The organism is Stappia sp. ABD4_338 (assembly GCF_056312175.1).
Genome location: NZ_CM149982.1, coordinates 1,051,413 through 1,074,683, shown reverse-complemented (window position 1 = coordinate 1,074,683; position 23,271 = coordinate 1,051,413). Strand labels below are relative to the sequence as shown.

The 23,271-nt window shown below is 66.4% G+C and carries 20 protein-coding genes and 1 tRNA gene; 13 read left to right on the top strand and 8 right to left on the bottom strand.

Annotated elements, in window-relative coordinates; translation table 11 throughout:
• The 4 genes from ACYX4S_RS04780 to ACYX4S_RS04765 all read right to left on the bottom strand — a co-directional run bounded on the left by ACYX4S_RS04780 (position 1) and on the right by ACYX4S_RS04765 (position 5,384).
• Positions 1–1,623, bottom strand: a complete 1,623-nt coding sequence (locus ACYX4S_RS04780) for a class I adenylate-forming enzyme family protein (RefSeq protein ID WP_476362084.1) — start codon at positions 1,621–1,623, stop codon at positions 1–3.
• 9 nt (positions 1,624–1,632) lie between these two features.
• Positions 1,633–2,412: an enoyl-CoA hydratase-related protein gene (locus ACYX4S_RS04775; RefSeq protein WP_293724526.1), complete on the bottom strand. Its 780-nt coding sequence runs from the start codon at positions 2,410–2,412 to the stop codon at positions 1,633–1,635.
• 32 nt (positions 2,413–2,444) lie between these two features.
• Complete coding sequence (locus ACYX4S_RS04770; RefSeq protein ID WP_476362083.1) at positions 2,445–3,668, bottom strand: CaiB/BaiF CoA transferase family protein; 1,224 nt, start codon at positions 3,666–3,668, stop codon at positions 2,445–2,447.
• Positions 3,669–3,737: 69 nt separating this feature from the next.
• Positions 3,738–5,384 carry a sigma-54 interaction domain-containing protein gene (locus ACYX4S_RS04765; RefSeq protein ID WP_476362082.1) on the bottom strand — a complete coding sequence of 549 codons (1,647 nt, stop codon included), beginning with the start codon at positions 5,382–5,384 and terminating at the stop codon, positions 3,738–3,740.
• A 206-nt stretch (positions 5,385–5,590) separates the two neighbouring features.
• On the opposite strand from ACYX4S_RS04765, the gene rpoN reads away from it, so the two are divergent.
• The 8 genes from rpoN (at position 5,591) to ACYX4S_RS04725 (ending at position 14,625) form a co-directional block, all read left to right on the top strand.
• Entirely contained in the window at positions 5,591–6,928 is a 1,338-nt protein-coding gene (rpoN, locus tag ACYX4S_RS04760) for an RNA polymerase factor sigma-54 (protein ID WP_476362081.1), read from the top strand.
• Positions 6,929–7,016: 88 nt separating this feature from the next.
• A complete protein-coding gene (locus ACYX4S_RS04755) occupies positions 7,017–8,126 on the top strand; it encodes a CaiB/BaiF CoA transferase family protein (protein ID WP_476362080.1) in 1,110 nt (369 codons plus the stop codon).
• A 95-nt stretch (positions 8,127–8,221) separates the two neighbouring features.
• The gene (gene pcaF / locus ACYX4S_RS04750; RefSeq protein ID WP_293719935.1) at positions 8,222–9,427 is read left to right on the top strand and encodes a 3-oxoadipyl-CoA thiolase; all 1,206 of its coding nucleotides are present in this window, start codon (positions 8,222–8,224) and stop codon (positions 9,425–9,427) included.
• A gap of 474 nt (positions 9,428–9,901) precedes the next feature.
• Positions 9,902–10,702 carry an ABC transporter ATP-binding protein gene (locus ACYX4S_RS04745; RefSeq protein ID WP_293719933.1) on the top strand — a complete coding sequence of 267 codons (801 nt, stop codon included), beginning with the start codon at positions 9,902–9,904 and terminating at the stop codon, positions 10,700–10,702.
• Positions 10,699–11,445 (top strand): ABC transporter ATP-binding protein, encoded by a 747-nt coding sequence (locus ACYX4S_RS04740; protein ID WP_293719932.1) that lies wholly within the window; start codon positions 10,699–10,701, stop codon positions 11,443–11,445. Before ACYX4S_RS04745 ends, ACYX4S_RS04740 begins: the two co-directional genes overlap by 4 nt.
• Positions 11,446–11,448: 3 nt before the next feature.
• Entirely contained in the window at positions 11,449–12,336 is an 888-nt protein-coding gene (locus ACYX4S_RS04735) for a branched-chain amino acid ABC transporter permease (protein ID WP_476362079.1), read from the top strand.
• Positions 12,333–13,310, top strand: coding sequence for a branched-chain amino acid ABC transporter permease (locus tag ACYX4S_RS04730; RefSeq protein ID WP_476362078.1), 978 nt, complete (start codon positions 12,333–12,335; stop codon positions 13,308–13,310). Before ACYX4S_RS04735 ends, ACYX4S_RS04730 begins: the two co-directional genes overlap by 4 nt.
• 112 nt (positions 13,311–13,422) lie before the next feature.
• A complete protein-coding gene (locus tag ACYX4S_RS04725; protein ID WP_476362819.1) occupies positions 13,423–14,625 on the top strand; it encodes an ABC transporter substrate-binding protein in 1,203 nt (400 codons plus the stop codon).
• 138 nt (positions 14,626–14,763) lie between these two features.
• On the opposite strand, the gene ACYX4S_RS04720 is transcribed toward ACYX4S_RS04725, so the two are convergent.
• Positions 14,764–15,516, bottom strand: coding sequence for an SDR family oxidoreductase (locus ACYX4S_RS04720; protein ID WP_293719928.1), 753 nt, complete (start codon positions 15,514–15,516; stop codon positions 14,764–14,766).
• A gap of 50 nt (positions 15,517–15,566) precedes the next feature.
• Positions 15,567–15,932: a cyclophilin-like fold protein gene (locus tag ACYX4S_RS04715; RefSeq protein WP_476362077.1), complete on the bottom strand. Its 366-nt coding sequence runs from the start codon at positions 15,930–15,932 to the stop codon at positions 15,567–15,569.
• Positions 15,933–16,284: 352 nt separating this feature from the next.
• Here ACYX4S_RS04715 and ACYX4S_RS04710 point away from each other — a divergent pair, with 352 nt between their 5' ends.
• Positions 16,285–16,752, top strand: coding sequence for a (R)-mandelonitrile lyase (locus tag ACYX4S_RS04710; protein WP_476362076.1), 468 nt, complete (start codon positions 16,285–16,287; stop codon positions 16,750–16,752).
• Positions 16,753–16,823: 71 nt separating this feature from the next.
• Positions 16,824–17,828 (top strand): PQQ-dependent sugar dehydrogenase, encoded by a 1,005-nt coding sequence (locus ACYX4S_RS04705; RefSeq protein ID WP_476362818.1) that lies wholly within the window; start codon positions 16,824–16,826, stop codon positions 17,826–17,828.
• A gap of 71 nt (positions 17,829–17,899) precedes the next feature.
• On the opposite strand, the gene ACYX4S_RS04700 is transcribed toward ACYX4S_RS04705, so the two are convergent.
• A tRNA-Leu gene (locus ACYX4S_RS04700) sits at positions 17,900–17,985 on the bottom strand.
• Positions 17,986–18,300: 315 nt separating this feature from the next.
• On the opposite strand from ACYX4S_RS04700, the gene map reads away from it, so the two are divergent.
• The 3 genes from map (at position 18,301) to ACYX4S_RS04685 (ending at position 22,307) form a co-directional block, all read left to right on the top strand.
• Positions 18,301–19,134: a type I methionyl aminopeptidase gene (gene map / locus ACYX4S_RS04695; protein ID WP_293719925.1), complete on the top strand. Its 834-nt coding sequence runs from the start codon at positions 18,301–18,303 to the stop codon at positions 19,132–19,134.
• A 37-nt stretch (positions 19,135–19,171) separates the two neighbouring features.
• Positions 19,172–19,885, top strand: a complete 714-nt coding sequence (radC, locus tag ACYX4S_RS04690; protein ID WP_422069311.1) for a RadC family protein — start codon at positions 19,172–19,174, stop codon at positions 19,883–19,885.
• A gap of 229 nt (positions 19,886–20,114) precedes the next feature.
• Positions 20,115–22,307, top strand: coding sequence for a bifunctional diguanylate cyclase/phosphodiesterase (locus tag ACYX4S_RS04685; RefSeq protein ID WP_476362075.1), 2,193 nt, complete (start codon positions 20,115–20,117; stop codon positions 22,305–22,307).
• Here the strand turns inward: ACYX4S_RS04685 and ACYX4S_RS04680 are convergent.
• The gene (locus ACYX4S_RS04680) at positions 22,304–23,263 is read right to left on the bottom strand and encodes an ArgK/MeaB family GTPase (RefSeq protein ID WP_476362074.1); all 960 of its coding nucleotides are present in this window, start codon (positions 23,261–23,263) and stop codon (positions 22,304–22,306) included. The two genes, ACYX4S_RS04685 and ACYX4S_RS04680, sit on opposite strands and share 4 nt — an antisense overlap.
• Positions 23,264–23,271: the final 8 nt, after the last annotated feature.

Sequence of the window (23,271 nt, the reverse complement as noted above, 5' to 3'; positions counted from 1 at the left end):
TCAGGCCTTCACTTTGCTTGCGGCATAGCGCACCGGACGCGGTGAGATATCGCCGCGCTTCACCATTTCGGTCAGTTCGCGCTTGAGGATCTTGCCGCTGGGTGTCAGCGGAAGCTCCTCCATCGCGATGAACCATTCCGGCATGTCGAACTTGGACAGCCCTTCTTTCGCCAGGTGGTCGAGGATCTCCTCGCCCTCCACGCTGCCGATGACCGCGAGGCACACCTTCTCGCCCAGCCGCTCGTCCGGCACGGGAAAGGCGGCCGCCTTGCTCAGGCCCGGATGGGTGAGGCTCAAGGCTTCGATCCGGGAGGGGAAGATGTTGTGGCCGCCACGGATGATCAGGTCCTTGGAACGCCCGAGGATCTTCAGGTTGCCGTGCTCGTCGAGGGCGCCCAGATCACCCGACATCATGTATCCGTGCCGGTTGAAGGACTTCGAGGTGGCTTCCTGGTTGCCGTAGTAGCCGAGCATGAGCAGGGCGCCCCGCCCGCCGATCTCGCCGGGCTCTCCGACCGGCAGTTCCCGGTCAAGGTCTTCCGGGTCCCAGATCTTCACGTCGTAGCACCGGCCGCCCCGGCCGCACGTCGCCACCGAGACATCCAGCGGATCGTCCGGATGGGTATACTGGTGCGAGGAGTTTTCCGTCATCCCGTAGATGTTCTGCGGCGTGATGCCCTGTTCGACGAAGGACCGCGCGAGCACTTCCGGGATCGGCGCGCCCGCCATGTAGAACACGCGCACCCGCCCCATCTTGGCCATGCCCCGGCCCTTCTGCTCGGCAAGGATATCCATGGCGTGGGTGGGAACGCCCAGAACATAGGTCGCCCCCGTCGCGACGACCCAGTCGAGCCGGCTCTGTCCGGGTTCCGGATCGTCGACAACCAGTTCGGCCCCGCTGACCAGCCACTGCCCCGCCGCGACCCACGCGATGTGGTGCGACAGCGGGCTCAGCGTCAGGATCACGTCGCGGCTGGAAATTTGCCAGTCGCGCACAAGGTCCCGGGCGTTGGACAGGAGCGTGTTGGACGAGTGCATCACGCATTTGGGCTTGCCCGTCGTCCCGGACGTGAACGCGAGATAGGCAACGCTGTCGGGGTTCTGGTGCACACCGCCGGCACTGCCGGTGATGTGAAGCGGAAAGTCAGCAGGCGTATAGAGCTTCCGCACGAAGGGAAGCGCCGTCACCATCGCCTCGAAGTCGTGCCGGTCGCGATCCGCGCCCCAGCCGTCCTCGGTGATCACGATGGCCGGCTTGAGTTCGTTGAGCAGGTCGACGATCTCGCCGCAGGTGTAGCTTCGGTGAAGCGAGGGGTTGCAGGCCACGCCGAGCCGCGAGCAGGCGAGAAACGCAACGATCACCTCGACCCGGTTGGACATCCAGATCGAGATCCGGTCGCCGGCGCCGATGCCGCGATCCGCGAAGCTGTCGGCGAGGGCGTCGACGCGGGCCAGCAGGCTGCGCCAGTCCAGCCGAAGTCGGCTGTCGCGAATGGCGGGCGCCGACGGCATGTGGTTGGCGTGCTTGACCAGCAGATCGTAGAACGTGTCGTTCTGCCAGGCGCCGCTTTCGTAGTAGCCACGGGCGGTCGCCGGATCGTGAAGGGTCAGGAACGGTCGCATGGCAGCCTCCTACTGTCCGAACCGCGACGGGTCCGGCTTGCGCCGTTCCTTGAAGGCCTCGCTCAGTTCATGGTGCTCGTCGGAAACGAGATACTGGCTGAGCAGCAGGTCGTGGGTGACCCGCGAAAGACCACCGACACCACCATGACGGGCGTTGAAGGCGCCCTTGATCGAGGCCAGCGCGAAGGCGCCCCGCTCAGCGATCTCCAGCGCGAACTCGCGGGTCTTCTCCCGCAGTTCGCCATCGGGAGCGATGCGGTTGATGAGGCCCATGTCCTTCGCTTCGGCGGCGCTGATCTTGGGGTTCGCGTACCAGATTTCCTTGGCGCGCTTCTTGCCGACGAGATCCTCCAGGTACCAGGTGCCGTAGCCGGCATCGAACGACCCCATCATCGGGCCGACCTGGCGAAAGACCGCGCTTTCCTTGGCGATGGTCACGTCGCAGACCATCTGGAGCACGTTGCCCCCGCCCACGGCGAAGCCGTTGACCGAGGCGATCACCGGCTTCTGCAAACGGTCGATCGCTTCGTACATCTCCAGCGTCGGCAACGTTCCCGCATAGAGGCGCGTGTCCTCCATGCCGGTTTTCTCTCCACCGATGCAGAAGAACTTTTCGCCTGCCCCCGTCAGCACGATGACGCGCGTGCGCGTCTCGCGCCGGATCGCCTCGATGCAGTCACGGATCTCGTGACACATGACCTGGGTGAACATGTTGCCATTGTCGGGACGGTTCAGCGTGATCGTGCCGATCGGGCCGTCCTCTTCATAGAGAATCTCTGTGAAAGACATTGGTGTTTCCTTCCCTTTCGAGGTCCTTCCGTTCAACGGGGACGCAGTTTCTTGAGAATGTCCTGGGTGTGTTCTCCAAGCCGCGGCGGAGCGGCGCGTGGAACCGCGATCTGCTCGTCGATGCGAATGCCGAGCCCGATCTGCGGAACACAGCGCTCCCCGTCGCGCAGGGTGAAGAAAAGGCCCCGCTCCTGAAGCGCGGGGTCATGGGCGACATCCTCGACGCTGTTGATCGGCCCGGCCGGAACCCTGACCCGGGCGAACAGGGCCAGCCATTCGGCGCGCCCCCGGGTCAGCAGGATCGACTGGATCTTCTCGACGATGACCGCCCGGTTCTCGCGCCGCCTGCTGTTGCCGGAAAATTCGGGCCGCTCGGCGAAGCCCGGATCCCCCAGCGCGTCCCAGAACCGCCGCCAGATCGCATCCGACCCGAGGCCGAGGTTGATCGGCTTGTCCGCCGTTTCGAAGCTCTGGTAGATCGCGATGACGCTGTCGGTCCCGCCGGAGCGGACCGGCACCTCGCCCGAGCCGAGATAGCTGGCGATCCGGCAACTGAGGAACCGTGTCATGCTTTCCAGCAGGCTGATGTCGATCTTGGCGCCCCGTCCGGACTTCAGACGCCCGAGGTAGGCGGCCATCGCCGCCATGGCCGCATCCTGCCCGGCAAGCATGTCCGCCGCCGGCGCCCCGATCTTCTGGGGCGGGTTCTCGGCCGCGCCGGTGATGTCCATGATGCCGGAGTAGCCTTCCGCGATCAGATCGTAGGAGGTCAGCGCCGAACGCTCCCCGTCCAGGCCGAACCCGGTGATGGACACATGGATCAGGTCGGGCTTGCGCGCGGACAGGGTCGCGTGGTCGAGCCCGAGCTTGACCTGGACGTCCGGCGGCTGATTGCTGACGACGATATCCGCCTCGTCGAGCAACTGCTCGAAGCTGCAACGCCCCTCCTCGGTGCGCATGTCGAGCACCAGGCTTTTCTTGTTGCGGTTCACAGCCGTGAACCAGAGCGCCTCTCCCTCCAGAAAGGGCGGGCCCCAATGGCGGGCATCGTCACCGGTCGGCCGTTCGACCTTGATGATCTCCGCGCCGAAATCGGCAAGAAGCATCGTGGCATACGGGCCGGCAACCGAAGTTGTCAGGTCGAGAACCTTGCAACCCTCTAGGAAATCGAACCCGCGCCCGGCTTCCAGCACCGGCAGCCTGCGCCAAGGCGCGTCGTTCTCGTGCGGACCCGGCCCGGCCGTCTCACTCAACATAGAACCTCTCCCTGTTCGGTCAGGAAAAGGTCCGCAATTACCGTGCCAGAGACAGGGGCCGGCCACACCCTACTCGAGGAACTTCTTGTAGAGGTAGCTGCGCGAGATCCCCAGATGCTCCGCCACCCGCTTCTTGTTGCCGCGAAAGCGCACCATCGCCTCGGCCACGAGTTCCCGCTCGTACCGCTCAAGCGCATCGCGCAGGGTCTGGCCGTCTTCGCCGACGCCCGCCGGCGGCGGTTCCGCGCGCACCGGCTCGCCGCCCTTTTCGGTGCGGAAATTGGAAAGCTGCAGCCGATCGTCCTCGTAGAAGACAAAGGCGCGCTCGGTCAGATGACGCAATTCCCGCACGTTTCCGGGCCATTCGCGGCTCATGAGATAGTCGAAGACATCACTGTCCACCTCGGGGACATCGCGGCCATAGCGCTCCGCGAGATCCTTCAGGAAATGGTTGACCAGCAACGGAATGTCCTCGACGCGGTCAGCCAGCGGCGGGACATGAATGACGACCGGGCTGATGCGGTAGAAGAGATCGAGCCGGAACTTGCCCTGCTCGACGAACTGCTCGAGATCCCGGTTGGTGGCCGAACACAGGCGAAAGTCGATCTGGCGCGGCTTCTCGCCGCCGACGCGCTCCACCATCCGGTCCTGCAGCACCCGCAGCAGCTTGGACTGCACCTCCAGCGGCATGTCGCCGATCTCGTCGAGGAAGATCGTCCCCTTGTCCGCCTGCTCGAACTTGCCGGCGCGTCCCTTGCGGTCGGCGCCGGTAAAGGACCCGGCCTCGTATCCGAACAGCTCGCTTTCCACCAGTTGGGCGGGAAGCGCGGCCGCGTTCACCGTGACCAGACGCTCTTCCCGGCGCGGGCTCATCATGTGCAGGGCCTGCGCCACGAGTTCCTTGCCGGTGCCGCTCTCGCCCTGGATGAGAACGGGAATGTCCAGGGGCGCGATCTTGCGGATCTGGTCGCGCAGCTTCCGCACCGCCGCCCCCTGCCCGACGATGGCTTCCAGAAAGCTCTCGGCCCTGGCCGTTTCCTTCGCCTCCGCCCGGTACGTCTCGATTTCCTGCTCGAGCGCGTTGATGCGCTTGGCCAGCGCCTCCACCTGCTGCGGCCCCTTGAACATGACCCGCCCGATCGCGCCGACGACCTTGTCGCCGCGACGGATCGGATGGCGGGACACCACGCGCTCGCGTCCGTTCATCCGCTGGATCTGCCCGACCTCGGCGACCCCCGTACGAATGACGTGAGGCAACCGCGTGTTCTCGATGATGTCGCGCACGCGCTCGCCGACGCCCTCACCGGCCTGCAGGCCGAAGAACTTCTCGTGAATGGGAGAGACAAAGGCGAGACGCGCGTTCGCGTCGATCACCGCCATCGCATCATAGGGATCGTTCAGGAGGTGCTCGATGATGTCATAGGCGAAGTCGACGCCGAGGAGGAATTGCAGCGCTGTCGGGCTAGTGTCTCCAAAAAGGACAACAAGGCGCCCCTGCTCGTAAGGAGCGACCACCGCGACGTAACTTGCATCCGTCAGGCTGATCACGACGATACGCCGCTCGGTGGCCGCCTCCAGCCATTCCGCATCGGTCAGCATCGCCCGGATTCTGGGCTCGGAGGCAGCACCATTATGCAAGATCAACTGGTTGTCGTCCCCGACCATGGCAATGCCGAGAATGCCATGCGTGTCACCGCTCTTCGGCGTCTTGTTCATCGGATCCTCCCGTATCGGACGCAACACTGTCCTCACAGCGGACACAACGTCAAGGGCCCGGACACCGAAACCGTACGTCCGGGGCCCGGACCCCGCGGCATCCGCCGGCCCGACGCCGGCATGTCGCTCTGGCACGGAACTTGAAATGGAGCGGCAAAAACAGCCCCGCGCCGGACCGCGGGGTCAGACTACCGGGAGGAAACCGCATGAACGTCGCCATGAGACTGGCGCCGGAAGCGCATCAATCGCTTCTGGTCACCCGCCAGACCATCCAGGCGGTCGAGATCCTCGAGTACGGTCTCGACGAGCTCGATGCCTTCCTGCAGGATCAGTCGGCGAGAAATCCGCTGCTGCGCGTCACGCCTCCGCGTGCACGTGCGGCCCGCTCCCTGTCCGCCCCGCGCGGCGCGCGGGCGGGGTCCTCGCGGGACGGGTCCGGCCTCATCGAGGCACTGACAGCGGAGCCGCAAAGCCTGCGCCAGGATCTTCTCCGGCAGTTGTCGCTTGCACGGATGGAGCAGCGGACGCGTTTTCTTGCCGCGTATCTCGTGGAATCTCTCGATGATGCCGGATATCTGCGGACAGGTCTCGACGTGATCGGCGACATGCTGGGCGCCGGCGAAGACGAACTGACGCTGGCCCTGCGGGAGGTCCAGAAGCTGGAGCCGACCGGCGTCGGAGCCCGGAGCCTGCGGGAGTGCCTGCACCTGCAGCTTCTCGAACAGGGGCCCGTCGAGGCACCCGTACGGGCGCTGCTGGACAATCTCGAACTGGTCGGAAGCGGCAATCCCGGCCGCCTGGCCCGGCTGTGTGGCGTGGACAGGGAGGAGATCCCCTCGCTGCTTCGGCGCCTCAGGAAGCTGGATCCGCGACCGGGCCACCGCTTCGCGCCGGAGCCGACCGAATACGCTCCGCCGGATATCCTCGTGACCGCGACGCCGGAGGGCGGGCTGAAGGTCGAGGTCAATCCCGATCTCCTGCCGCGCGTGCTGATCGACAACGAGTATTACACCGAGTTGAGCGGTCGGATGACGACCGCCGGGGATCGCGGCTATCTGCGCGGCTGCCTTCAGGAAGCCGGCCAGCTCGTGCGCAACCTGGACCAGCGCGCGCGAACCACCCTCGCGGTCGCCGCCGCCATCGTCCGCCACCAGTCGGGCTTCTTCCACGAAGGGGCGAAAGCGCTGCGGCCGCTGTCGCAAAAGGACATAGCCCGGGCGGCCGAGATACACGAATCCACCGTCAGCCGCGCGATCGCCAACCGCTATCTTCTCTGCTCGCGCGGACAGTTTCCGCTGAAGTTCTTCTTTTCCGACGGATTGAGCGCGGCCGGCAGCGAGAGCGTCGCCGCGAGCGTCATCCGCGAGAGGATCCGGGAGATGGTGAAAGGCGAAACCGCCGCCGGCGTCCTGTCGGACGATGATATCGTCTCCCGCTTGCGGCGGGAGGGAACCTCCGTCGCCCGCCGCACCGTCGCCAAGTATCGCGGCCAGTTGCGCATCCCCCCCTCGACCGAACGCCGACGCCGCCTCGCCTTTCTGTGATATCGCACTGGCACGGGAATTGCGGCCTGCCGGATATCCCGTCGACGGATTGAACGCCGACGCAACGGCACCCTCTACAGGAGATGACATGGCCCCGCTCAAGGACCTTCTGATACTCGACTTCAGCACGTTGCTGCCGGGGCCGATGGCAACTTTGATGCTCGCCGAGGCCGGCGCCGAGGTCATCAAGGTGGAGCGGCCCGGCACGGGCGACGACATGCGCGGCTACGAGCCGAGCGTGCAGGGCGAAGGCATCAATTTCGCCATGCTGAACCGTGGCAAGCAAAGCATCGAGCTCAATCTCAAGGATCCCGCCGCCAGGGACAGGCTGCGCCCCCTTCTGGAGCGCGCCGACGTGGTGATCGAACAGTTCAGGCCCGGCGTCATGACACGACTGGGCCTGGGCTACGAGGATGTGCAGGCGCTGAATCCCGACATCATCTACTGTTCCATCAGCGGCTGGGGCGCTTCCGGACCGAAGGCCTCCGAGGCGGGCCACGACCTCAACTACATGGCCGAAACCGGCATTCTGGGCCTAACCCTTGGCTCCGACGGAGCCCCCGTCCTGCCGCCCATCCTCGCAGCGGACATCGCCGGTGGCGCCTATCCCGCCATGGTCAACATCCTGCTGGCGCTGCGCCAGCGCGACAAGACCGGGGAAGGCTGCTGGATCGACGTCGCGATGGGCGAAAACCTGTTCCCGTTCCTCTACTGGGCACTCGGCAACGCGAATGCGCTCGGCCACTGGCCGCGCGCGGGCGGAGAGACCGTGACGGGTGGCACGCCGCGCTACAACATCTATCGCACCCGTGACGACCGCTTCATCGCCGCCGCCCCGCTCGAGGACAAGTTCTGGGCCAATTTCACCCGCATTATCGGCCTTCCCGCAGAGCTTTGCGACGACAGCAAGGATGTCGCGGCGACGACCGGCGCGGTCGCGCGCCTGATTGCGGAAAAGACCGCGGACGAATGGCTTGCGGCATTCGAGGGGGTGGACATCTGCTGCTCGCTGGTCCGCTCGCTCGAGGAAGCGCTGGCCGATCCGCACTGGAACGCGCGCGGCGTTTTCGGTCGCGGTCTCAGGATGGGCGGGCGAACGGTTCCCGCCCTCCCCTCGGTTATCGCCCCCTGCCTGCGCGACGACCGGGCCGGGGACCTTGCTCCCGGCCTCGGCGCGTCAAACGATACATTGTCCTGACCCCTTCCAGGGACCCGCGCCTCCGGTCGGAGACGCGGGTCCCATTCTTTCAGTTCCCCCTCACCCTGGACCGCCGCTCCGGCGAAGGAGATCCCATGCGCGAAGCCTTCATCTGTGACTATGTCCGCACGCCGATCGGCCGCTTTGGCGGCGCGCTTTCGGGCGTTCGGGCGGACGATCTCGGCGCCGTTCCGATGCGGGCGCTTGTGGCGCGCAACGGCGGCGTCGACTGGAGCCGCGTGGATGACGTGATCTACGGCTGCGCCAACCAGGCGGGCGAGGACAACCGCAACGTCGCGCGCATGGCCGCCCTGCTCGCCGGGCTTCCGCTGGAGGTTTCCGGCACGACCGTGAACCGCCTCTGCGGGTCGGGGATGGATGCGGTGATCATGGCCGCGCGCGCCATCCGCGCCGGCGAGGCAGACCTGCTGATCGCCGGCGGCGTGGAGAGCATGTCGCGCGCGCCCTTCGTCATGCCCAAGGCCGAGACCGCCTTTTCCCGCGCGGCCGAGATCCACGACACCACGATCGGCTGGCGCTTCGTCAACCCGGTGATGAAGGCGCAATACGGCATCGATTCCATGCCCGAGACGGCGGAAAACGTCGCCGAGGACTACAAGGTCTCGCGCGCCGACCAGGACGCCTTCGCCGCCCGCTCGCAGGAAAAGGCCGTCGCCGCGCAGGAAAACGGCCGGCTGGCGCGCGAGATCGTCCCGGTGACGATCCCCCAGCGCAAGGGCGAGCCCGTGATCGTCGAGCGGGACGAGCATCCGCGCGCCGGCACCACGGCCGGGAAGCTTGCAAAGCTGCCGACGCCCTTCCGCCAGGGCGGCTCGGTGACGGCCGGCAACGCCTCCGGTGTCAACGATGGCGCGGCGGCGCTGCTGATCGCCTCCGCCGAGGCGGTGAAGGCCCATGGCCTGACGCCGATCGCCCGGATCACGGGTGGCGCGGCGGCGGGTGTTCCGCCGCGCGTGATGGGCATCGGCCCGGTGCCGGCGACGCGCAGGCTGATGGCGCGGCTGGGGCTGACCATCGGCGACTTCGACGTGGTGGAGCTGAACGAGGCCTTCGCCGCGCAGGGGCTGGCGGTCCTGCGGGAGCTCGGGCTTGCGGACGATGCCGAACAGGTGAACCCGAACGGCGGGGCGATCGCGCTCGGTCATCCGCTGGGCATGTCGGGCGCGCGCATCGTGGGCACGGCGGCGCTGGAGATCGCCTCGCGCGGCGCCTCGCGCGCGCTTGCCACCATGTGCATCGGCGTCGGACAGGGCATCGCCTGCGCCATCGAGAAAGCCTGACGCCGGCGCGAAACGCGGCGGGAGACGCCCCGACACGGGCGGTACACGACAGACGGCAAAGGGGGGCGGCACGCGGGGCCGCCCCTTTTTCGTGCGGGGGTCACATCCAGCCTTTCCTCAGGGAGCATTTTTCCGAGGGGGCACTCTTCCCGGGGGCATTGTGTCTGCGGGGAGGACATGATGTCCGCAACAATGACAAGGCTGCCGAGTATGCACCCGGCCATGCATCGGGCGTCCTGTCACCATGAAGGACACCTGCCCCGACATCCTCCTCCCCTCATGCCGCATCTGCCCGGGAACAAAAAAACGCGCCATGCGCGGGCGCGGCACGATTCATGCGTTTTGCCTGCCATGGAGGACCTGCCCCCTGATCCGGAGAGAGGCAGGACAGAAACGGCATGAGGAGGAACTCATGGATGCCAACCGCCTGACGCGACACTCCGGCCCGACCGGCAGCCGTCGGGGAGTCGCCCCATGAACGCCACGCGGCCCGCTTCGGAGCCCGCCACCGGCAATGCACCCGCCGATGACTGGATCATCGAGGCACACGGGCTTTCCAAGTCTTTCGGCGGTTTCTACGCCGTTCAGGATCTGGATCTGAAGGTGCAGCGGAACACCATTCATGCGCTGATCGGCCCCAACGGTGCCGGCAAGACCACCGTGTTCAACCTGCTGACCAAGCTGCACCAGCCCACATCCGGGAAGGTGCTGTTCAACGGCAGGGACGTGACGCGCACGACGATGGCGGAACTCGCCCGCCTGGGCATGGTCCGCTCGTTCCAGATCTCTTCCGTCTTCTCCTCGCTGACGGTCTTCGAGAACGTGCGCATCGCCCTCCAGCGAAAATCCGGCCTGTCGGCGCGCTTCTGGTTGCCGCTCTCCTCCCTGTCGCCGCTGACGGAACGCGCCGACGAACTGATCGAGCGCGTCGGCCTTTCCGAGTGGCGGAACAAGGAGGCGTCAAGCCTTCCCTACGGACGCCGGCGTGCCCTCGAACTGGCCACGACGCTCGCGCTCGATCCCGAGATGCTGCTCCTCGACGAACCGCTCGCGGGCATGGGGCACGAGGATATCGACCGCGTCGCCGACCTCATCCGCCGCATCGCCCGGGATCGGACCATCCTGATGGTCGAGCACAACCTGCCTGTCGTCGCGCATCTGTCCGACCACATCACGGTGCTCGCGCGCGGGCAGGTGCTCGCCGAGGGCTCATACGCCGAGGTCTCGGACAACCCGAAGGTGCTCGAGGCCTATATCGGAGGAGTTGCCCAATGACCGTCCAGCAAGGTCGCCTCCAGTCAGCGGAACCGACATGGGAGTCGCGGCTGACCGTCGAGGGTCTCAACGCGTTCTATCGCGACAGCCACGTCCTGCATGGCATCGACATCAATGTTCGCCGCGGCGAACTGGTGACCCTTCTCGGACGCAACGGCGCCGGCAAGACCACGACGCTGCGGGCAATCATGGGGCTCGTCACCCGCAAGGGACGCATTTCCTTCGACGGGCAGGAAATCTCCACTCTCGCGCCGCACCGGATCGCCCGGCTGGGCCTTGGCTACGTGCCCGAGGAGCGCGGGATCTTCGCCGGGCTGACCGTGACCGAGAACCTGCTCCTGCCCCCCGTCACCCGGCCCGGCGGCATGTCGGTCGACGAGATCTACACCCTGTTTCCGAACCTGAAGGAACGGGCGTCGAGCTACGGAACGAAACTCTCGGGAGGTGAGCAGCAGATGCTCGCCATGGCGAGAATCCTGCGCACCGGCGCGGACTTCCTGCTTCTCGACGAGGTCACGGAAGGTCTCGCGCCGGTCATCATCGAGCAGATCGCCAGGACGCTGTCGATCCTCAAGCAGCGCGGTCTCACGATGATCCTCGTCGAGCAGAACTTCCCCTTCGCGCGCCTGGTTGCCGATCGTCACTACGTCGTCGAGGAAGGCGTGGTCGTCGACCATGCCACCGAAGCCGAGCTTCGAACCCCCGACATCCACGCCCGCATCCAATCCAGACTGGGGGTCTGAGACATGTTCACAATCTTCGGCATTCCCTCGGTGGTCCTGTTCGGCCAGGTGACGCTCGGACTGATCAACGGGGCCTTCTACGCCCTGCTGAGCCTCGGCCTCGCCGTCATCTTCGGCCTGCTGAACGTCGTCAACTTCGCCCATGGCGCGATCTTCATGACCGGGGCGTTCGTAAGCTGGATGCTCCTGCACTACCTGGGGATCGGCTACTGGGGCGCGCTGGTGCTGGCGCCCCTGATCGTGGCCTGCTTCGGCGCGTTGCTCGAGCGCTTCATGATCCGCCATGTCTACAAGCTGGATCACGCCTACGGCCTGCTTCTGACCTTCGGCCTGGCACTGCTGATCGAGGGCGCCTTCCGCCAGGGCTACGGCATCTCCGGCCAGCCCTATCCCTCGCCGGCCGAATTCCGGGGCGGGCTCAATCTCGGCTTCATGCTGCTTCCGGTCTATCGCGGCTGGGTGCTGCTCGCCTCGATCATTGTCTGCCTCACCACCTGGTTCGTCATCGAGAAGACCCGCTTCGGGTCCTACCTGCGCGCCGCGACGGAGAACCCGCAACTCGTGCAGGCCTTCGGCATCAACGTGCCGCTCATGGTCACGCTGACCTTCGCGTTCGGCGCCGGTCTGGCGGGGCTCGCCGGGGTCATGGCGGCGCCGATCTACCAGGTCAGCCCGCACATGGGCGCCAACCTGATCATCGTGGTCTTCGCCGTGGTGGTCATCGGCGGCATGGGCTCGATCATGGGCGCCGTGCTGTCCGGCTTCCTGCTCGGCCTCATCGAGGGCATGACCAAGGTCATCTACCCCGAGGCCTCCAACATCGTCATCTTTGTCGTCATGGCCATCGTGCTCCTGGTGAAGCCGAACGGCCTGTTCGGGAGGACCGCATGAGCGACCTTGCCGCCACCGCAAATTCCCAGGCCCCGACCGCATCCCGCAAGGCGGGAGGCATCGTGCTCGCGGGCCTGGGGCTGCTGCTCCTGATCACCGGCCCGTGGTTTTTCTATCCGGGCTTCCTGATGAAGGCGATGTGCTTCGCCCTCTTCGCCTCCGCCTACAACCTGATCTTCGGTTTCGGCGGGCTGCTCTCGTTCGGCCACGCGGCCTTCTTCGGCGGCGGCGCCTATGTCGCGGGCCACGCGGCCAAGGTCTGGGGGTTCCCGCCCGAGCTTATGCTGCTGACGGGCGCGGTCGTCGGCATGCTGCTCGGCGCGCTGTTCGGCGTGTTCGCGATCCGCCGGCAGGGCATCTATCTGGCCATGGTCACGCTGGCCTTCGCGCAGATGGTCTACTTTCTCGCCCTGCGCGCGCCGTTCACCGGCGGCGAGGACGGCCTGCAGGGGATCCCGCGCGGGCACCTCTTCGGCCTCATCGACCTGAACGACATGGACACGATGTACTACTTCCTCGCGACAGTCTTCGTGCTTGTCGTGATGCTGATCGTGCGGATCGTGAATTCCCCGTTCGGACAGGCCCTGAAGGCGGTTCGCGACAATGAGCTGCGCGCCGCCTCCCTGGGCTACGACGTCAACATGGTGAAGCTCCAGGCCTTCGTCCTCTCCGCGATGCTGAGCGGACTGGCGGGCGCCATGAAGGCGCTCGTGTTCCAGCTCGTCGCGCTGTCGGACGTGCACTGGATGATGTCGGGCGAGGTCGTGCTGATGACGCTGCTGGGGGGAGCCGGCACGCTGATCGGTCCGATCATCGGGGCCACCGCGATCGTCACCATGCAGAACTATCTCGCCGGCTTCGGGTCCTGGGTGATGATGATCCAGGGGGCGATCTTCGTCCTGTGCGTGCTGCTGCTGCGCGGCGGCATCGCCCGCGGCCTCGCCTCGCTCTGGGCCCTGGCCCGCGGCCGCTGATCCCCGGCAAGAAAGTCGCAAGAAAAAGGCCATCGCGGAACGCGCTGGCACGAAAGTTGCGGAAATATCCCTGCATCCATTCCTTGGGAGGAAACAAATCATGCGTAAGACAATGCTTATGACTGCCGTTGCGACAGCCGCCCTGATGGCATCGCCGGCGCTTGCCGAACGGCAGGGTGCCGAAGACGGACAGGTGACCCTTGGCGTACTCGTCGACATGTCCGGCCTGTACTCCGCCCACGGCGGCCCCGGTGTCGTCGCAGCGGTGGAGATGGCGGTCGCGGACTTCGGCGGCAAGGTGGGCGACAAGCCGATCGTCGTGAAGTCCGCCGACTACCAGCACAAGGTCGACGTCAGCCTGGCGACCGCCAACCGCTGGCTTGACGAAGAGGGCGTCGACATGATCATCGAAAGCGCCGACAGCGCGTCGGCCATCGGTCTGTTCGACCTCAGCAAGTCGAAGGATTTCGTCGCCATCGGCGCGGGGTCCGCGTCCACGATGCTCACCAACGACCACTGTTCGCCGACCGGCATCCACTATGTCTACGACACCTGGATGCTTCCCGCCGGCACCGGCTCCGCGATCGTGAACGAAGGCGGAGACACCTGGTACTTCATCACCGCGGACTACGCCTTCGGCCACTCGCTCGAGGCCAACACGACCAAGTTCGTGGAGTCCGCCGGCGGCAAGGTCCTGGGCGGTGTCCGGGCGCCGTTGAACACGACCGACTTCTCCTCCTACCTGCTGCAGGCCCAGGCATCGGGCGCGAAGGTCGTGGGCCTGGCCAACGCCGGTTCCGACTTCGTCAATTCGATGAAGCAGGCGGGCGAGTTCGGTCTCGTGGCGGGCGGCCAGCAGTTGGCGGGAATGCTCGTCTTCATCAACGACGTCAAGGCGCTCGGCCTGCAGACCGCCAAGGGCCTGACGTTCACGGTCAGCTACTACTGGGACCGCGATGACGAGAGCCGGGCCTTCGCCGACCGCTTCTACGAGAAGGTCAACCAGCGTCCGTCCATGGTCCAGGCCGGCGCCTATTCGGCGACCATGCACTACCTGAAAGCCGTCGAGGCGGTCGGGTCGGAGGACGCCAAGGCTGTCACCGACTGGATGAAGGCCAATCCGGTCAATGACTTCTTCGCCAAGAACGGCGTCATCCGCGAGGACGGGCGCATGATTCTGGACGCCTATCTGGTCCAGGCGAAGTCTCCCGAGGAATCGAACGGCGACTGGGACCTGATGAAGGTCGTGCGCACGATCCCCGGCAAGGAGGCCTTCATGCCGATCGAGGATTCGACCTGTGATCTGGTGAAGTAACGGACCGCGACAGGACAGGCCCCGCTCCTCCCCTCACAGAAGGGCCGGGCGCGGGGCCTGGAATGACCGGGACCGATACGAAAAGGGCGGCCGCGCGAATGCTGTGCATTCGCGCGGCCGCCCTTTTTCAGGGTCCTGTTACCAGGGCTGGTTGGCCGGCCCCACCGTGAACTCGTTGACGGTCGTGTCGGCGGGCAGGTCGAGCGCGAAAGCCACGACTTCGGCGACCCGCTCGGGCGCGATCCCGTAGGTGTCGTAGAGCCCCTGCATCCCCTCGGCCGTGCGCTTGTCGGTGATCGTGTCGAGCAGCTCGGTGTTGATCGCCGCCGGATAGAGCGTCGCGGTGCGGATGTTGGTGCCCTCGGTGGCCGCCTCCATGCGCAGAACCTCCATGAAGTTGCGCACGAACCACTTGGTGCCGCCGTAGACCGAGGCCCCCGGATAGTTCTTGAGGCCCGCCACCGACGAGACCGCAAGGATGTGGCCGGACTTCTGGTCGAGGAAGGTCGGCATGACGGCGGCGACGCCGTTGAGCACTCCCTTGATGTTGACGTCGACCATCCGGTTCCACTCATCGGTCTTCAGCGCGGACACCGGGGAGCTCGGCATCAGTCCGGCGTTGAGGAAGATCGCGTCGACGCCGCCGAAACGGTCCTTGGCGAGCTTGACGATCGCCTCGTTCTCGTCCGGGCTGGTCACGTCGAGTTCCTGCCAGGCCGCCTTGCCGCCGGCCGTCTCGATCTCCTCCGCGATCTGTTTGAGTTTCTCCGCGCGGCGCGCGCCGAGGACGACATTGGCGCCCTTCGCGGCGAGCAGCTTGGCGCTGGCCTCTCCGATGCCGGACGAGGCACCGGTGATGATGACGGTCTTGCCGGTGATGTTGTTGCTCATGGTGTTCTTCTCCTTGATGTGTTGCGGACCGGTTGCGACCCGCACGCCGTTCAGCGGGCGTCCTTACCCGCCAGTTCGATGCGAACCGGAAAGGCGCGATCCTGCATCAGCGCCTCGATGGACCCGTCGAACGCGCCCAGCCTGACAAGGCCTCGCGCGCTCTGAAACGGCTTGTGGAAGATCGCGAGATTGCCCCAGGGCGCGAAATGCGTGATATCGCCGGCCCGGGGGGTGTAGCTTGCCGGCGCGCCCGAGATGTCGAGCGGACGCGGCAGGTCGGCCACCTTCTCGGTCGCATGATAGTCGCTCAACGTCAGTTCGAGCGGCAGAAGGGACGCGAAGTCACGCGCGACAGCGGTATCATCCAGCGTCGCGCTCAGCGTTTCATCGCCAACGATTACCCGGATCTTCGTCATGCTGGTTTCTCTCGCCGGTTGCCGGTCGGTGATGCGGACCGGCGCCGGGCTGGACGATGCAAAACGTGCCGTCACGACCCCGCTTCGGATCCGGTTCGCTCTCTGCACAATCTAGGCATGGCAACGTAAAAGATTATCCCCCGACACACACAAGCGCTCATGAGCATCGCTCATCAATCACATCACCGGACGTGAAGCGGCCTCTCGCTTTTCATGAGACCTCCTCATGAGCGTATCCCGTCTCGCGATCATTATCGCCGAAAGGACGCTTCCTATCTTGAAGGGGCATTGGGCCGGAAATCCGGCCCCGGTCCGCGACGGCCGCCTCTCGAGCACCAGGAGACGACCTCAAATGAAGCTCATTCTCGCATCGACCCTCGCCATGACACTTGCAGCACTTGCAGCCCCGGTGGCGCTTGCACAGACAGCGGAGATCACCGGAGCCGCACAGCGGAGCGGTGTCATCGGCAGCTCCGACTTCTTCACCGGCACGGTATATGTCCAGCCCGTGTTCGACGCCCGGATGGCCAACGTCAACGCCGGCTCGGTCACCTTCATGCCCGGCGCGCGTTCACACTGGCACACGCATCCGGTCGGGCAATGGCTTGTCGTGACCTCCGGAACAGGCTGGTACCAGGTTCGCGGCGAAGAGAAGAAGGTCATGAACGCCGGCGATGTGGTCTGGTTCCCCGCCGATCTCGACCACTGGCACGGCGCGACCGACGGGCAGTCCGTGACGCACCTCGCCGTCCAGGAGGCGATTGACGGCACCGCGGTGACCTGGGGCGACCCGGTTTCGGACGAAGACTACGCACAGTGAACCGGCTGGCGGCCTGTTCCGGCGGGCCGCCTCCGCGCCATACCCGTGAACAGGAGTCTTTCGTGAGATACATGTTCGTCGCGCTTGTGGCGGCACTGGCGGTGCTGCCCCCGTCCCGATCCTTCGCGCAGCCGGTCGAGACCCTGCTTTCCGGTCTCGACTACCCCTGGGACATCGAGGCCCGCGACGGGGCCATCTACCTTACGGAAAAGGCCGGCACGCTCGGCATCTACGAGGACGGCAAGCTGACCCGGATGCCCGTCGAGACAAGCGTGCCGGTCCTCGACGATCGCGGTGGCGGGCTTCTCGGCCTTGCGCTGCGGCCCGATTTCGCCGAAAGCGGTCGCGTCGTGCTCTATCAGCACTACGGCACGCCCGACGCCCGGCTGAACCGCGTGATCGAGGCCGAACGCACCGGGCAGGGCTGGCGCGAGACACGGGTTCTCCTCGACGGCATTCCGGGTCACCCGCTCTACAATGGCGGCCGTGTCGCCTTCGGTCCCGACGGGATGCTCTATGTCACGACGGGCTGGACCGAAAGACGGGACCGGCCGCAGGACCTGGACAGTCTCGCGGGCAAGATCCTCCGGGTGACGGCCGACGGCGCGATTCCCGACGACAATCCCTTTCCCGGGTCTCCGGTCTGGTCCCTGGGACATCGCAATCCGCAGGGCCTTGCCTGGGATGACACGGGCCAGCTCTTTGCTGCCGAACACGGACAGTCGGCACTGGACGAGGTCAACCGCATCGAGCGTGGCGGCAATTACGGCTGGCCACTGATACAGGGCGACGAGACCGGGAACGGCATGCGGGCGCCGCTGGTTCATTCCGGCCGCGATACATGGGCTCCCTCGGGGCTCGCCTTCGATGGCGGCAACCTGCTGCTCGCGGGGCTTCGGGCGAAGGGCGTTCTTGTCATCGCCCCGCAGGACGGGGCGATCCTGGAAACGGTCTCCCTGGGCGAGCGCATTCGCGATGTGCTGGTGATCGACGGGGATGTCTACGCCATCACCACAAATCGCTCTCCCCGTCGCGATGGCGCCTCGAACGACCGCCTGATCCGCCTGGAACGTTGATTTTCCCTCGAACGGAACGAGGACAAGGGGTGGGACGGCCGCAACAAACGCGGATCGCCCGGCAAGCAGGCTGGTACGGACGGCGGGACTCGAACCCGCATGGCGCAAGGCCGAGGGATTTTAAGTCCCTTGTGTCTACCGATTCCACCACGTCCGCTGGCTTCATGCGCCCCCTGCCATTAGCCGGAGCGCGACGCGCGCGCAAGTCCGGCGGACCGCCCACCCGGAATTGCACCGCTTCCCCTCCACACGCGCGCGTCGGTGCGAATGCGATTGCGTGCGCGGTGCGCGCCAATTAAGGCTATATCTCGAAACGCGCGGCGCCCGCGTCCTCCTCCATTCGCGCCCGCCCGCCCGGAACCGCAGGCCGGAGCACGGATGGTCCGACGGGGGACGCCGCCCGCATCCCAAGCCCGCCCCGGTCATCAGGCCGTGGTCGCCGGGCCAGACGACGAACACCGACGGAAGAGTGATGGTCACCTATGTCGACGCCGCCACGGCGCCCCTGAAGAACACCGGACAGATCCGCCTCTACGACCGCGAGGATTTCGCGGGCATGAAGAAGGCGAGCGATGTCACGGCACGCTGCCTCGACGCGCTGGTCGATCTTGTGAAACCCGGCGTCACGACCCAGGAAATCGACGACTTCGTGTTCGAGTTCGGCCTGAAGGAGAACGCGGTTCCCGCCACGCTGAACTACCGCGGCTTCACCAAGTCGACCTGCACCTCGATCAACCATGTGGTCTGTCACGGCATCCCCAACGAGAAGCCGCTGAAGGAAGGCGACATCGTCAACGTCGACGTCACCTACATCGTCGATGGCTGGTATGGCGATTCCAGCCGCATGTATCCGGTCGGCAAGCTCAAGCGCGCCGCCGAGCGACTGGTGGACGTGACCTACGAATCGCTCCTGCGCGGCATCGAGGCGGCAAAGCCCGGCAACACCACCGGCGACATCGGCGCCGCGATCCAGACCTTCGTCGAGGCAGAGCGCTGCTCGGTGGTGCGCGACTTCTGCGGCCACGGCGTCGGGCGCCTCTTCCACGACACGCCCAACATCCTGCACTACGGCCGCCCGGGTGAGGGTGTCGAGCTGAAGCCGGGCATGATCTTCACCATCGAGCCGATGGTGAACCTCGGTCGTCCGCACGTGAAGGTGCTGGCGGACGGCTGGACGGCGGTCACCCGCGACCGCTCGCTTTCGGCCCAGTTCGAGCATTCCATCGGCATCACCGACGAGGGCTGCGAGATCTTCACGCTGTCGCCGGCGGGGCTCGACAATCCGATGGTGCGTCAGCGATCCTGAGGCGAACGCGAAGCACACGGGAACGAAGGGGGGATGCATGAGCGGGAGCGACGACGGATTTTCCGACGCCAGCGCGCCCTCACCCCATTTCCACGGTCATCGCGACCGTCTGCGCCAGCGGTTTCGCGAGGCCGGACATGAGGCCCTCCAGGACTACGAACTCCTGGAACTCCTGCTTTTCGCTCCCATCAAGCGGGCCGACACCAAGCCGATCGCCAAGGCGCTGATCGCGCGATTCGGCTCATTCGCCGAGGTTCTGGCCGCGCCGCCCGCCCGGCTGAAGGAGGTGCGCGGCGTCGGCGACCGGGTCGTGGACGAACTCAAGCTCGCCCGCGCGGTGGCCGAACGGTTCCTGCGTGCGCCGCTGCGCGAGCGCAAGGTCCTCTCCTCCTGGTCCTCGGTGATCGACTACGTGCGCGCGGCCATGGCCTATGCGGACCGCGAGGAATTCCGCATCCTGTTCCTCGACAAGAAGAACGCGCTGATCGCCGACGAGGTGCAGCAGCGCGGCACCATCGACCATACGCCGGTCTATCCGCGCGAGGTGATGAAGCGCGCGCTGGAGTTGTCGGCCTCGGCCATCATTCTCGTGCACAACCATCCGTCAGGCGATCCGACGCCCTCGCGCGCCGACATCCAGATGACCAACCAGATCGCCGAAATCGCCAAGCCGCTCGGCATCGCCCTGCACGACCACATCATCGTGGGGCGTGACGGTCATGTGAGCTTCCGGGGCCTGCAACTCCTGTAGCGAACCTTGCCTGCAAGGCGTGCCGGATTGCCGGCAGCCGGCACTTTTCGCATTGGCGACGGGCGGGACTCCGGTTTCAGTCCCGGTTAACCAATATTCGACGGATTTTGTTAAATTCGCTGTGCAACCGTTCGGCGTGTGGGGAAATGAGGCTGCGATGGGCGCGTCACGCAAGACTGCCGGAACAAAGCTAGCAAATGCCATTCTTTTTCCGGTCGTGGGTCTTGTCATGCTCGCGATCGCGTTCTCGGTTGTGCTCATCGCCTATACATCGCAGTCAGCCGACATTGCCGCGCTGAACAGCGAACGCAATCTGCTGCGCGGCGGCGCAAAACTTCAGCTCGACCTTCTGGCCAAGGAGCAGGAAGGAACGGCCGTCTGGGACCAGGCCTTCTTCTACACCCGTCCCAATTCCCTGAACCGCGCCTGGATCGACACCAACATCGGTCGCTGGATGCTGGCCAATCACGGTCACGACCAGACCGTGGTCGTCGGCGTCGATGGCGAACCCGTCTATGATTTCAATCGCGGCAACGAGCACGATCCCGCGCTCGCCAAGCCGATGCTTGAGGAAATCAAGCCGCTGATCGCGCGCGTGCGGGCCCGCTTCATCAATTCCTTCCGCCGCCTGCCGTCGGGCCTGTTCGTGGTGGAGCGCCCGCGCACCGGCTTCACCCGCTCGATCAACGAGACCGGCTTCACGCTCAAGGACGGACGGCCCGCCTTCGTCTCGGTCACCGCCATCAGCCCCGAGCTGAAGCAGTTCCTGGCCGAACGCCAGCCGCCCGCCGTACTTGTCAGCATCAAGCAGCTCGATCCCGTGCGCCTTGCCGCGCTCGCCGAGCGCTCCGGCACGCAGGACCTGCGCGTGTCGCATGACCGGCCGGCCGAGGAGATCGCGGCAAGTCTCGCGCTGTCCGATCCGCGCGGGCGCACCATCGGCTTTCTCACCTGGCAGTCGGAAAACCCGGGAGCCCAGATCCTGGCCGGCGTCAGCCCGATGCTGTTCTTCCTGGCCACCACCATCGCCGGCCTGACCGGCCTGGTGCTGTTCTATACCCGCCAGAACACCCGCCGCCTGGCCGAAAGCGAGGCGCGCGCCCAGCACGCGGCGTTGCACGACAGCCTCACCGGCCTCGCCAACCGCGACTTCTTCGCCGCCCGCTTCCGCGACGAACTGAGCGACTGGCATTCGGGCAAGGGGCTGGTGGGCGTGATCTACATCGATCTCGACCACTTCAAGGACATCAACGACACGCTGGGCCATGCCGCCGGCGACGAGGTGATCCGGGAGGCCGCCCGCCGCCTGCGGGTGCTCGCGCCCGACAACGCGACGCTCGCGCGCATCAGCGGCGACGAGTTCGCGCTGCTGCTTCCCGGCGCCGCCGACCGCTCCCGCATCGAGGCGGTGCTGAAGCGGATGCAGGACCGGTTTTCCGTGCCCATGTATGTCGCCGGCAACCACCTGCACATCAGCCTCAGCGTCGGTGCCGCGATCGCGCCCCATGACAGCCTGTCCATGGGCGAGCTGCTGCGAAAGGCCGACATCGCGCTCTATTCGGCCAAGTCGGCCGGACGTGGCCGCTGGGCCTTCTTCGACGCCTCGATGGAAGAGCACGTGCGCACGCGCGAGAACCTCGCCCACGGCCTTCGCGAGGCGATCCGCAACAACCGTCTCGACCTGGTCTACCAGCCGCAGACCACCATCGACGGCGCCAAGGTCCTGTCCGTGGAGGCGCTCCTGCGCTGGACGGATCCGGAAATGGGCCCCGTCAGCCCGGCGGTCTTCGTGCCCATCGCCGAGGAGACCGGCCTCATCTACGACCTCGGGCTCTACGTCCTGCGCCGCGCCTGCCGCGACGCGGCCGCCTGGCCGCACCTCGGGGTCGCGGTCAACGTGTCGCCGACCCAGTTCCGCCACCCGCGCTTCATCGACGACGTGCGCAACACGCTGGCCGAATCCGGGTTCGAGCCGACCCGGCTCGAGATCGAGGTCACCGAGACCGTCTTCGCCGACGACGACAGCGGCATTCTCGACACGCTGACCCGTGTCCAGGAGCTTGGCGTGCGCGTGGCGCTGGACGATTTCGGCATCGGTTACTCGAGCCTGTCCTACCTGCGCCGCTTCCCCTTCGACACGCTGAAGATCGACCGCTCCTTCATCGCCGATCTCGACGTGGCGCCGCACGCCCATGCCATCCTGTCGACCATCATCGACCTGGGCGAGGCACTCGGCATGAAGGTTGTCGCGGAAGGCATCGAGACAAGCCAGCAGGCGGCGATCCTCCAGCGGACCAACTGCGACAGGCTGCAGGGCTACTTCCTGTGCCGCCCGGTGCCGCCGTCGGAGGTTCCCGCCGCCGAGCGCCGCCTCGCCGCCGGTGACCCGGCGCCGCGCCCCTCGATCAGCCTGTCCGCCTAAGGCTGGTCCGCCTGGGCGCCAAGGCGCGCCCGAAGGTCCCGGTCGAGTGCCGAGACCGCCGAGAAGGGTCCGCCCTCGCGCGCCAACGCGGCATCCATGTCCACGAGCCCCGCGCTCACGCGCCCGAAGCGCACCCGGATCGCATCCGCCACGTGATGGCGCGCCTGGCGCGCACGCAGCGCCGCAAGACCGCCATCCCGCTCCAGACGGGCGAAGAGTGCGTCGCAGGCCGTCGTCATCTCGTCGAGCCCCTCCCCGCTCGTGGCCGAAACGGCGATCACCTCGGGGAGCGTCCGCGCATCCGGCGGACGGGCCAGCGACAGGGCGCCGGCGACATCGGCCCGCGCGCGCGCCGCAAGGCCGCCCATGTCGGCCTTGGTGACGACGACCAGGTCGGGAAGCTCCATCACCCCCGCCTTCATGAACTGCAGGCTGTCGCCGGAGCCCGGCTGGATGCACAGCGCGAGCACATCGCTCACATGGGCGACATCGCCCTCCGACTGGCCGACGCCCACCGACTCCACGATCACCCGGTCCATCACCGCGCGCATGAGCACGATGGCCGCGACCGCGTGGTCGGAAAGGCCGCCGAGCCGGTCGCGCGCGGCCATGGAGCGCACGAAGACGCGATCGTCCTCGGGATCGGTGACAAGCCGCGTACGGTCGCCAAGCAGCGCCCCGCCGGTGAGCTGTGAGGAGGGATCGACGGCGATGACGCCGACGCTCTCGCCCTGTGTGCGATAGTGGCGTATCAGGGCGTTGGTGAGCGTGGACTTGCCCACGCCCGGCGGGCCGGTCAGACCCAGGACACGGCCCCCCGGCGCCGCGCAGGCGGCGTCGAGAAGCACGTCCAGTCCCGGGTCGGCGGCATCGGTCTCGACGGCTGAAAGCGCCCGCGCAAGGGCCGCCTTGCCGCCCTTGCGCAACGCCTCCAGGCTGTCCGGCCGGCGCGCCATGCCCCGCT